We start from the raw sequence: 11,403 nt of genomic DNA, 5'->3' as shown, positions 1-11,403 counted from the left end.
GCAAGAGAAAGGCCTGCTGCTACCGGGGCGGCGGCCGTTGCTCCGCCCGGCGAGGTGCGACAACGTGTCGCACCCGGGCGGGCTCAATCGAGCGCCGGATCGCGCTCGGGGCCGGGCTTCTTGGCCAGCTTGCGTTGCAGCGAACGCCGGTGCATACCCAGCAGCCGCGCCGCGGCCGACACGTTGCCGCCGCATTCGTGCAGCGCCTGCTGGATGTGTTCCCATTCCAGCCGGTGCAGCGGCGTCATGGTGGATTCGATGGCCACCGACTCGGCCTTGGCCAGGCCCAGGGTGCGCAGGATCATCGGCGCGGTGGCGGGTTTGGGCAGGTAGTCGTCGGCGCCGCGCTTGATGGCTTCGACGGCGGTGGCCACGCTGGCGTAGCCGGTGACCAGCAGGATGCGCATGTCGGCGCGCAGGGCGCGCAGCGGGCGGATCAGCGTCAGGCCCGAATCCTCGCCCAGGCGCAGGTCGACCAGCGCGAAGGAGGGCAGCATGTCTTCAGCCACGCGCAAGGCTTCGGCGATGCTGGTGGCCACGCGTGTTTCCAGGCCGTGGCGCGCCAGGCTGCGTTGCAGCGTGCGCACGTAGAGTTCGTCATCGTCGATCAGCAGACCGGCGTCGGATGGGTTCATGCTTGTATTCCGGAAGCGCGCGGAGCGTGGGGCTCCAGCGGCAGGTAAAAACGGATGCGGGCGCCTCCTCCGTCGGCCGCGGTCATGGTCATTTCGCCGCCCAATTGTTCTACCGTGGCGTGCGACAGCGCCAACCCTACGCCGAGCCCGCCGGGCTTGCCGCTGTGAAACAGGCTGGTGGCGGGCAGCAGGGAATGGTCGGGGTCGAATCCGCGCCCATGGTCGCGCACTTCGCCCTGCAGCGCCCCGTCGCGGTATTCGAGATGCAGGTCGACGCGCGCATTGCCTTCGGCTTCGCCGGCGTCGGCCGCGTTGTTCAGCAGCGCCTGCAGCAGATGCGCGATGGCCGGCTCGACCCGCAGCGTGGTGGGCAGCTCGCCGGTGCGGTGCAGGTCGATGGTGGGGCGCACGAGGCGCCACTGGCTCACCACGCGCACCAGATCGACCTCGGTGGGCACGGCCAGGTTGCGGATGCGCTCGCGGCACAGCGCCAGCAACTGCCCCAGCAGGGCGATGTCGGCGCGCAGGTCTTCGTTGTTGGCTTCGGCGGCGATCTCGTCGGCCAGCAGGGTCATGGTGGCCAGCGGCGTGTTCAGCTCGTGCGCCATGGCGGCGGCGTGGGTGGCCAGCGCGACGATGCCCTCGTTGCGGGTGAAGCGCTCGCGCAGCGCCGCCAGCTCGCGTTCGCGGCTGCGCAGGTCGGCGGCCAGGCGGGTCGAGAAATACAGCACCACCATGGCCGAAATGAGAAAGCTGGTGGCAATGGCCCACAGGATCAGGGCGTACGGGTTGTGGTGTCCTTCGAGCGGCTTGCCCAGCAGTGCGGACACGGCGTATCCCGCCAGGCAGGCCAGCGCCGCGGCGAGCGCCCACCCGCGCGGCAGCGCCAGGGCGGCCAGCGCGATCAGGATCAAGAACATCAGGCCGAACGGGTTGTGGATGCCGCCGCTCCAGCCCACCATCCACGACAGCACGGCAATGTCGACCAGCAAGTGGGCGAAGGCGATGCCCGGGGCGATTTCGCCATGGCTGCGGCGCACCCGCAGGCTGGCATACAGGTTGAACGCCACCAGCATCGCCACGCCGCTCCATAGCGGCAGCAGCGGCAGTTCGAGTCCCAGTAGCGCGCTGGCGACCAGCACGGTCGCGGCCTGGCCGGCAATGGCCAGCCAGCGCAGGCTGCACAAGGTACGCAGGAAAGAATTGGCGGAACTACCGGACATAGCAAAAATGAGGGGCCGGCGCAGGCCGGCGGGCGGCCGGGAAGCCGGGCGCCGTGCTGCGGCCGCAGGGAGTTGTTGCGGGGCGGATGCCGGCGCGTGCCCCGGGGCGGGGCGCATGGGCATTGTATTGCGAATTGGCATGGCCTGCTGCGCTGCAGCGAAAACGGCTTGCCCGCCGGCCGCGGGCGCAAGCATACTGGCGCCTGGGGCGGCCGGCGGCGTCGCCCGCAGGCCAGGCTTGGAGTGCTTCATGAGTGAATCCAATCGTCCCCGTATCAGCATCGTGTACTGCACGCAATGCCAGTGGCTGCTGCGAGCCGCCTGGATGGCGCAGGAGCTGTTGTCGACCTTCGGCACCGACCTTGGGGCAGTGGCGCTGGTGCCGGGCACGGGGGGCGTGTTCCGTATCCACTATGACGACAGCCTGCTCTGGGACCGCACAGTCGACGGAGGGTTCCCCGACGCCAAGGTTCTCAAGCAGCGCGTGCGCGACCATCTGGACCCGGGGCGCGACTTGGGCCACATCGACCGCTCCGGCCGCGCCGGCGACTGATCGGGGACAGCTCCAGGTCAGAAAGTATGTGCGAATCATTCGCATTTAATATAATATGTCGGACTTGGAATTTGCCGGCCCCGGCGTTTCCCGGCGTGGTGCCGGGTGCGCGGCCGGCCGACACTGATGTTTTTCGGCTGATTCATGCCTCGTCCTCAACACGGTTGGTCCGCTCGTCCGCATTCTTCCCTGGCTTTACGCGCCGGCGCCGGCCTTACGGTGTTGGCGGCGCACATGGCGGTGATTGGGGCGATCTACTGGATGCCCGACACCAGCCCGCCGCAGTTGCTCGAACCCGAGGCGGTGATGGTCAGCGTGATCGAGGCCCCCGTGCCGCAGATCGCCAAGGCGGAACCCACGGTCGAGCCTCCCGCGCCGCCCGAGCCCGAGCCTGAACCCGAGCCAGAACCCGAACCGGAGCCCGAGCCCGTCGTCGAGCCCGAACCTGAACCCGTCATCGAGCCTGAGCCCGAACCCGAGCCGCCGGTGATCGAGAAGGCGCCCGAACCGGCGCCCAAGCCCAAGCCCAAACCGAAGCCGAAGCCAAAGCCAAAGCCCAAACCGAAGATCGAGAAGCCGGTCGAGCCGCCCAAGCCCGTGCAGCCGCCCTCGGGCGCGCCCGAGGGCGCCGAGGTGACGCAGGCTCCGGTGCAGGGCCCGCCGCCGAATGAGCCAATCATGGTTTCCAGCGTCGAGTATCTGGGCCGCCGCCCGATGCCGGTGTACCCCATGACGTCCAAGCGCCTGCGCGAAGAGGGCCGGGTGGTGGTGCTGGTTGAAATCAATACCCAGGGGCTGGTCGAGCGCGCCTCTATTGCCCAGTCGTCGGGCTACAACCGGCTCGACGACTCGGCGCTGGCGGCCGCGCGCAAGGCGCGCTTCAAACCCCTGACCCGCAATGGCGTGGCGTATCCGGCCAAAGCCAAATTACCGTTCGATTTCGTGATGAGGAACTGAGATGTCCAACGCTATGCATAACGCCATTCTGGTGGCGCAGGCGAGCACCGCGCCCGCTGCGCCTGGCGCCTCCGCTGCGGCGGCGACCGGTGCGTTGCCGGCCGCGCAGCAGGCCGCCGACGCCCTGAACCAGGCCGCGCCCGCGCTGTCGCCGGCCGCCGATGCGGTGCAACAGGCCGCCGCCGCGATGCCGGCGTCCGCGCCGCCGCCGCTGCCCGTGCCGGCCGACATGGGTTTCCTGCACTTCGTGGCGCAGAGCGACTTCGTCGGCAAGGCGCTGTTCGCCATCCTGATCGTGATGTCGCTGGTCACCTGGTACCTGATCCTGGTGAAGTTCATCAATAACGTGCGCATGCGCCGCCGCTCGGCCGATTTCCTGAACAAGTTCTGGAATTCCAGCTCGCTGGAGCAGGTCGAAAACGAGATCGTCACGCACGGCGCGCGCGATCCTTTCTCGCACCTGACCAGCCACGCCATGCATGCGCAGGCGCACCACGCCAAGTTCGGCGCCACCAAGCTCGAAGAAACCGGCGCCAATGGTGAGTTCGTCACGCGCACGATGCGCAAGGTGATCGACGAAGAGACGGCCAAGCTGGAAAACGGCCTGACGGTGCTGGCCTCGGTGGGTTCCACCGCGCCGTTCGTGGGGCTGTTCGGCACGGTGTGGGGCGTGTACCACGCGCTGGTCGGCATCGGCCTGGCCGACGGGGTCACCATCAATCGCATCGCCGGCCCGGTGGGCGAAGCCCTGATCATGACCGGGCTGGGCCTGGCGGTGGCCATTCCGGCCGTGCTGGCCTACAATGCCTTCGTGCGCGGCAACCGCGTGTTCCTGTCGCGCCTGGATGCATTCGCCCATGACCTGTTCGCCTTCCTGAGCACGGGCCAGCAAGTGGTGCTGTCCGACGGCAAGGTGCGCGCGCTGCGCCGCCAGGGTCACGCCGTCAGCGCCCGGGGAGCCGAATAATGGCTTTCGGCAGCTTCGACAGCAAAGGCTCGGGCAGCCACACCGTGTCGGAAATCAACATGGTGCCGCTGATCGACGTGATGCTGGTGCTGCTGGTGATTTTCATCATCACGGCGCCGCTGATGGCGCACTCGATCCGCATCAACATGCCGCAGGTCAGCGCCGAGCAGGTGCAGGAAGAACCCAAGACGGTCGACCTGGCCATCGACCCGGCGGGCGCGCTGTTCTGGGACGAAAAACCGGTCGCCATGGAGGACCTGCCCAACCGCTTCCTGAGCATCGCGCAGACCAAGCCGCAGCCCGAGTTGCGCATCCGCGCCGACATGAACACCCGCTACGAGACGCTGGCCAAAGTCATGGGCGCGGCCCGGCGTGCCGGCCTGTCGCGCATCGGTTTCATTACCCAGCCGGCGCCCGCGGACGCCGGCGCGGCAGGCGAGCCGGCCGCCGCTGGCGCGCCGGCCGGCCCCGCGGCGCCCGCCACTGCGGCCACTCCCGCGCCGGCGCATTGATTCACTGGCGGGGCGGCATCTTTACCCGTCCGCGCCATCTTCGCGCTAGAATCGCCGCATGCGAGTTCTTGTAATCGAAGACGACACGACCCTGGGCCACGCGCTCCAGGAGTTCCTGGCCGACCAGGGTTACGCGGTCGACTGGCTGACCGACGGCGACAAGGTGCTGGGCGCGCTGGCCGGGCAATCCTACGATCTGCTGCTGCTCGATCTCAACCTGCCGGGCCGCAGCGGCCTGGACGTGCTGCGCCAGCTGCGCCAGGACGGCAACCAGGTGCCCGTGCTGATCGTCACGGCGCGCGACGGCCTGGAAGACAGGGTGGCCGGCCTGGATGCCGGCGCCGACGATTACGTCACCAAACCCTTCGACCTGCCCGAGCTGGCTGCGCGGGTGCGCGCCTTCGGGCGTCGCCGCGCGGGTCAGGCGCAGCCCCTGATCGAGGCCGGCACGCTCACGTTCGACACCGTGGGCCGCGAGGTACGCGCCAACGGCCAGCGCCTGTCGCTGTCGGTGCGCGAACTCTCGGTGCTCGAAATGCTGATGGCCCGCGCTGGCCGGGTAGTCACCAAGCGCCAGATCGTCAATTCCCTGTCCGCCTGGGATGCCGACTTCAGCGAGAACGCCGTTGAAGTCTATGTCTACCGCCTGCGCAAGCGCCTGGAAGGCACCGGCGCCAGCATCCAGACGGTGCGCGGCTTCGGGTACATGCTGGACACCGACCCGGCGTGAACATGCCAGGCCGGCCCGCGCGCTCTGTCGCCAGGCCGGCGCCCGCCACCATGCCGGATTCCCCCTCTTTTCTTTCCGCCGCGCGTTGGCAAATGCCGCGCGGCTCGCTGGCGCGCTACCTGGTAAAGCGGCTGCTGCCGCCCATGCTGGTGCTGGTGGCGCTGGACCTGCTCGCGACCTGGGTCATCAGCCACAAGTTCGACATGGCGGGTTGGATGCTGGAGGACTTCTTCTGGCTGATGGTGCTGGGCCAGGCCATTCTGGTGGGCGTGTTCGCGGGCGTCATCGTACAGGGCGTGCGGTCGGGGCTGCGTTCGGTCAACCACTTGTCCGACGAGATCCGGCAGCGCTCCATCGACGACATGCAGCCCCTGGAAGTGGCCGGCGTGCCGGTTGAAATCGAGCCGCTGGTCACGCATACCAATGATCTGCTGCGGCGCCTGGATTCTTCGCTGGCGGCGCAGCGGCGCTTCATCGGCCACGCCGCGCACCAGTTGCGCACGCCGCTCAGCGGCCTGCGCATGGAGTCGGAACTGATGCTGTCGCGGCCCTTGCCCGACGACGTGCGGGCGCGCGCCGAGCGCATCAAGGCCGTCAGCGACCGCATGATCCGCCTGGGCCAGCAACTGCTGGTGCTGGCCCGTTCCGATCCGAATGCGCGCCCGCAGGACAGCTTCGTGCGCATCGACCTGTGCGAGTGGGTCAGGGCAAGCGGCGCCGAATGGATTCCGCACGCCCGCACCGCGCATTTCGAGATCGACCTGGTGGCGCCCGAGCAGCCCGTGTGGATCGACGGCGATCCGCTGCTGCTCGACGAACTGCTGGGCAACCTGATCGACAATGCGCTGCGCTATGGACAGGGGGGCGGACGCATCACGCTGACGGTGGGCTTGAACCCGCCTTCGCTCACGGTCGAAGACGACGGGCCGGGCATTCCCGCCGACGAGCACGAACGCGTGTTCGAGGCCTTCTACCGCTCGCCGGGCAGCATGGCGGGCGGCTCGGGCCTGGGGCTGGCCATCGTGCGCGAAATCGCCCATGCCCATGGCGCCTGGTGGAAGCTGAGCAGCCGCCCCGAGTATCCCGGCACCCGCCTGTCCGTGGTTTTTCCCGGCCCCCGCAAAGGCGCCCAACTGACCCGTCAAGATCGCGCATCATGACCTCGCAACATCCGGGCGCCGCGGCGTCCCATGGACAGGCTGTGTCCTCGAAAGCCGCGCTGCTCATGGGCGCGCTGGGCGTCGTCTACGGCGACATCGGCACCAGCCCGCTGTACACCCTGCGCGCTTGCCTGGTCGGGTTTGCCGACCTGGAACCCGCGCATATCCTGGGTGTGTTGTCGATCCTGTTCTGGCTGTTGATGCTGGTGGTGTCGTTCAAATATGTCACCCTGATTTTGCGCGCCGACAATAGGGGCGAGGGCGGCACGCTGGCGTTGCTGGAGCTGGCCGTGCGCGGCCGGGAGGGGCGCGCGCGCTGGCTGCTGGTGGTGCTGGGCATTTTCGGCGCCGCGCTGTTCTATGGCGACAGCATGATTACGCCGGCCATCTCGGTGCTGTCGGCCATCGAAGGCATCGGCGTGGTGTCGCACACGCTGGACGCCTGGATCGTGCCGATGTCGCTGGCCGTGCTGATCCTGCTGTTCGTCATCCAGTCGCGTGGCACGGGCGCCATGGGCAAGCTGTTCGGGCCGGTGATGGCGCTGTGGTTCGCCACACTGGCCGTGCTGGGCGGCTGGCAGGTCTGGCAGGCGCCGCAAGTGCTGCAGGCGCTCAACCCCATATGGGCCTTGCGCTTCATCGACGATTTCCCGCTGGGCAGCTTCCTGCTGCTGGGCGCCGTGGTGCTGGCCCTGACCGGCGCCGAAGCGCTATACGCCGACATGGGGCATTTTGGCCGCCCGGCGATCCGGCGCGCCTGGTTTTCGATGGTGCTGCCGGCGCTGGTGCTGTGCTATTTCGGCCAGGGCGCGCTGCTGTTGCGCGAACCGCAGGCGATCCGCAACCCATTTTTCCTGATGGCGCCCGAGTGGGGCCTGGCGCCGCTGGTGGTGCTGGCCACAATCGCTACCGTGGTGGCGTCGCAGGCGGTCATCTCCGGAGCGTACTCGGTCACGCGCCAGGCGGTGCAGCTGGGTTTCTGGCCGCGCATGCAGATCCTGCACACCTCGGCCGTCGAAAAGGGCCAGATCTACCTGCCGCAGGTCAACGCGCTGCTGCTGGCGGCGGTGCTGGTGCTGGTACTGTTGTTCCAGGATTCGGAAAGCCTGGCCGCCGCCTATGGCTTTGCTGTCACGGGCACCATGCTGGTAACGTCGGTGCTGGCGTTCTCGGTGCTGCCGCGCGGCGCCGCTGGCTGGCGCCGGCTGGCCTGGCTGGCGGTGCTGGGCGTGTTGCTGGTGGTCGACCTGCTGCTATTCGGCGCCAATGTGTTCAAGATCCACGAAGGCGGGTGGCTGCCGCTGCTGGTGGGCACGGTGGTATTCCTGCTGATGATGACCTGGCGGCGCGGGCGCGGCCTGCTGGCCGAGATGCAGCGCCGCGATCACCAGCCGCTGAAGGAATTCATGACGCAGCTGGAAGAGTTCCCGCCGGCCAGGGTGCCGGGCACGGCCATTTTCATGACCATGAACCCGGGCGTGGTGCCCGCCGCGCTACTGCATAACCTGAAGCACAACAAGGTGCTGCACGAGCATGTGCTGTTTCTGACCATCCGCGTGGCGGACGTGCCGTACGCGTCGCCGGACGAGCGCTTCGAGGTCGGGCAGATCAGTCCGTCGTGCTGGCAGGTGGTGGTGCACTACGGCTTCAAGGAAGATCCGGACGTGCCGGCGGTGTTGCGGCTGGTGGCCGAGGCGTACCCCGAGATCGACCTGGAGCCGATGCGCACGTCGTATTATTTGTCGCGCCAGACCGTGGTGGCCGCCAGGCGGCCGGCCATGCAGCGCTGGCGGCGCGCCATCTTCGCCTTCATGGCCCGCAACGGCACGCGCAGCACGAAGTTCTTCAAGATTCCGCCCAACCGGGTGGTGGAAATGGGAATGCAGGTGGAACTGTAAAGCGCCCGTTGCGCGCGGCGGGGAAGGGGTTTTGCGGACGGCAGGGAAGGATTCTTTTCTGACGCCCTGGCAAGATGCCTGGCTCCGCAGGTGCCTGGCGCCGAAGTGTGCCGCGGCTATCCCAACAGCACAGTGCCTGGCGCCCTGCCGGGCGCCAGACACCTGAAGCGGGACGCCCGCTTTATTTCTTGGCGTCCTTCAACTGCGGCAGCGCGGCTCCGCCGGACGATGCCAGCAGCCCCGTCTTCACGTAGGTGAACAGCTTGTCGCGCGTGTCGGTGATGTCGAGATTGCGCATGGTCAGCTGGCCGATGCGGTCGGCGGGGGTGAAGGGGGCGTTTTCCACCTTTTCCATCGACAGGCGCTCGGGCGCGTACGTGAGGTTGGGCGACTCGGTATTGAGCAGCGAATAGTCGTTGCCGCGGCGCAGTTCTAGGGTGACTTCGCCGGTGACGGCGCGCGCCACCCAGCGCTGGGCGGTTTCGCGCAGCATGATGGCCTGCGGGTCGAACCAGCGGCCCTGGTACAGCAGGCGGCCCAGCTTGCGGCCGCTTTCGCGATATTGCTCGATGGTGTCTTCGTTGTGGATGCCGGTGACCAGGCGCTCGTAGGCGATGAACAGCAGCGCGAGCCCCGGGGCTTCGTAGATGCCGCGGCTCTTGGCTTCGATGATGCGGTTCTCGATCTGGTCGCTCATGCCCAGGCCGTGGCGGCCGCCGATGCGGTTGGCTTCCAGCATCAGTTCGACCGGATCAGCGTATTCGACGCCATTCAGGGCCACCGGCTGGCCTTCTTCGAAGCGCACGGAGACTTCTTCGGCCTTGACCGCCACGTCGTCGCGCCAGAAGGCCACGCCCATGATGGGCTTGACGATGCGGATGCCCGAATTCAGCTGTTCGAGATCCTTGGCTTCGTGGGTGGCGCCCAGCATGTTGGAGTCGGTGGAATAGGCTTTTTCGGCCGACATCTTGTAGTCGAAGCCGGCTTGCCGCATGTATTCGGACATTTCGGCGCGGCCGCCCAGTTCGTCGATGAACAGCTGGTCGAGCCAGGGCTTGTAGATTTTCAGGTCGGGATTGGTGAGCAGGCCATAGCGGTAGAAGCGCTCGATGTCGTTGCCCTTGTAGGTGCTGCCGTCGCCCCAGATGTTGACGCCGTCTTCTTTCATGGCGGCCACCAGCATGGTGCCGGTGACGGCGCGGCCGATGGGCGTGGTATTGAAGTACGTGATGCCGGCGGTGGAAACGTGGAAGGCGCCGGCCTGCAGGGCCGCGATGCCTTCAGCCACCAGTTGCGCCCGGCAGTCGATCAGGCGCGCGTTCTCGGCGCCGTATTCCATGGCGCGGCGCGGGATGGCGTCGTAGTCGTCTTCGTCGGGCTGGCCCAGGTTGGCGGTGTAGGCGTAGGGAATGGCGCCCTTGTTGCGCATCCAGAGCAGCGCGGCGCTGGTGTCCAGGCCGCCCGAAAAAGCAATGCCGACCTTCTGGCCGACGGGAAGGTTGGGAAGAATAGTGGTCATTGTGTGATCTAAAGCGCCTACGGGGCTGTCGGGAGCGCGCCGCGCTGGTGGCGGCCGCGCTTGCTGCGGTTGAACCGGGGATTTTAACGCGTTTACGGCCCGCACATTGGCGGCGCCGCGAGCCTGGGGGCGGCAGGCGCCCAGGGGTAGAGAGATACTTGGCCGGCCGCAGGTGGCTGCCGATCAGGGGCGCGCGGAGCCGGTTTTGCCGGTCCGCCCGCGTTGCCCCCTTCGCGGGAGGCAACGCGCAGCGCTTCAGGGGGGAGACCCATTCAATCGATGCGGCCCAGCAGCAGGAATTCCATCAGGGCTTTCTGCACGTGCAGGCGGTTCTCGGCTTCGTCCCAGACCACGCTTTGCGGGCCGTCGATGACTTCGCCGGTGACCTCTTCTCCACGGTGGGCGGGCAGGCAGTGCATGAAGACGGCCTGCGGATCGGCGGCGGCCATCATTTCGGCGTCGACGCACCAGTCGGCGAAGGCGGCGCGGCGCGCGTCGTTCTCGGCTTCGTAGCCCATGCTGGTCCAGACGTCGGTGGTGACCAGGTGTGCGCCGCGGCAGGCTTCGATGGGGTCGTCGAACTGGCGCAGCACGCCGGCGGGCGGGGTGCCCACGCGGGCCGGGTCGAGCTCGTAGCCGCGCGGGGTCGACACGTGCAGCGAGAAGCCCAGCATTTCGGCGGCCTGCAGCCAGGTGTACGACATATTGTTGGCGTCGCCGATCCAGGCCACCGTCTTGCCGGCGATGGGGCCGCGGTGTTCGATGTAGGTGAAGATATCGGCCAGGATCTGGCACGGGTGGAACTCGTTGGTCAGGCCGTTGATGACCGGCACGCGCGAATGCGAGGCAAAGCGCTCGATGCGGGTTTGCTCGAAAGTGCGGATCATTACGATGTCGACCATGCGCGAGATGACGCGCGCGGTGTCTTCGATGGGTTCGGAGCGGCCCAGCTGCGAGTCGTTCGAGGTCAGGTTGATGACCGAACCGCCCATTTGATACATGCCGGCTTCGAACGAAACCCGGGTGCGGGTGCTGGCTTTCTCGAACACCATGGCCAGGGTGCGGTCGTGCAGGGGCATATGGGGCTCGTAGCGCTTGAATTTGTCCTTGATCAGGCGTGCGCGCTCGAGCACATAGGCGATTTCAGCGGGAGAAAAATCCCGGAACTGCAGGAAGTGCCGCAAGGGGCCGGTCTGGTGCGTGGGAGGAGTCATGATGCAAACGCAAAGCCAAAAGACCAATCATATAC

General features: G+C 67.4%; 11 protein-coding genes. 7 read left to right on the top strand and 4 right to left on the bottom strand.

Features of this window, described 5'->3' with window-relative positions; all coding sequences use genetic code 11:
* Positions 1-83: 83 nt before the first annotated feature.
* The gene (locus BPET_RS13645) at positions 84-635 is read right to left on the bottom strand and encodes a response regulator transcription factor (protein ID WP_012249607.1); all 552 of its coding nucleotides are present in this window, start codon (positions 633-635) and stop codon (positions 84-86) included.
* The gene (locus tag BPET_RS13640; protein ID WP_012249606.1) at positions 632-1,858 is read right to left on the bottom strand and encodes a sensor histidine kinase; all 1,227 of its coding nucleotides are present in this window, start codon (positions 1,856-1,858) and stop codon (positions 632-634) included. The genes BPET_RS13645 and BPET_RS13640 overlap by 4 nt, the downstream gene beginning before the upstream one ends.
* A 250-nt stretch (positions 1,859-2,108) precedes the next feature.
* Here BPET_RS13640 and BPET_RS13635 point away from each other — a divergent pair, with 250 nt between their 5' ends.
* From BPET_RS13635 to BPET_RS13605, 7 genes are all read left to right on the top strand, one after another.
* Positions 2,109-2,411, top strand: a complete 303-nt coding sequence (locus tag BPET_RS13635; protein WP_041862899.1) for a SelT/SelW/SelH family protein — start codon at positions 2,109-2,111, stop codon at positions 2,409-2,411.
* Positions 2,412-2,555: 144 nt separating this feature from the next.
* Positions 2,556-3,368, top strand: a complete 813-nt coding sequence (locus tag BPET_RS13630; protein ID WP_012249604.1) for an energy transducer TonB — start codon at positions 2,556-2,558, stop codon at positions 3,366-3,368.
* Position 3,369: 1 nt separating this feature from the next.
* On the top strand, positions 3,370-4,335 hold the full coding sequence (locus BPET_RS13625; protein ID WP_012249603.1) for a MotA/TolQ/ExbB proton channel family protein: 966 nt from the start codon (positions 3,370-3,372) through the stop codon (positions 4,333-4,335).
* Complete coding sequence (locus BPET_RS13620; RefSeq protein ID WP_012249602.1) at positions 4,335-4,847, top strand: ExbD/TolR family protein; 513 nt, start codon at positions 4,335-4,337, stop codon at positions 4,845-4,847. Before BPET_RS13625 ends, BPET_RS13620 begins: the two co-directional genes overlap by 1 nt.
* Before the next feature lie 58 nt (positions 4,848-4,905).
* On the top strand, positions 4,906-5,577 hold the full coding sequence (locus BPET_RS13615) for a response regulator transcription factor (protein WP_012249601.1): 672 nt from the start codon (positions 4,906-4,908) through the stop codon (positions 5,575-5,577).
* A gap of 50 nt (positions 5,578-5,627) precedes the next feature.
* On the top strand, positions 5,628-6,737 hold the full coding sequence (locus BPET_RS13610; RefSeq protein WP_081483064.1) for a sensor histidine kinase: 1,110 nt from the start codon (positions 5,628-5,630) through the stop codon (positions 6,735-6,737).
* Entirely contained in the window at positions 6,734-8,635 is a 1,902-nt protein-coding gene (locus BPET_RS13605) for a potassium transporter Kup (RefSeq protein ID WP_012249599.1), read from the top strand. The genes BPET_RS13610 and BPET_RS13605 overlap by 4 nt, the downstream gene beginning before the upstream one ends.
* Before the next feature lie 181 nt (positions 8,636-8,816).
* Here the strand turns inward: BPET_RS13605 and argG are convergent, their stop codons facing one another.
* Together argG and argF are read right to left on the bottom strand one after the other, a co-directional pair.
* A complete protein-coding gene (gene argG / locus BPET_RS13600) occupies positions 8,817-10,154 on the bottom strand; it encodes an argininosuccinate synthase (protein ID WP_012249598.1) in 1,338 nt (445 codons plus the stop codon).
* Between the two features lie 272 nt (positions 10,155-10,426).
* Entirely contained in the window at positions 10,427-11,368 is a 942-nt protein-coding gene (gene argF, locus BPET_RS13595; RefSeq protein WP_012249597.1) for an ornithine carbamoyltransferase, read from the bottom strand.
* Between the last annotated feature and the right edge of the window lie 35 nt (positions 11,369-11,403).

It is taken from the genome of Bordetella petrii, assembly GCF_000067205.1.
Classification (GTDB): Bacteria; Pseudomonadota; Gammaproteobacteria; order Burkholderiales; family Burkholderiaceae_B; genus Bordetella_A; species Bordetella_A petrii.
This window is presented reverse-complemented; position numbering and strand designations above follow the sequence as displayed.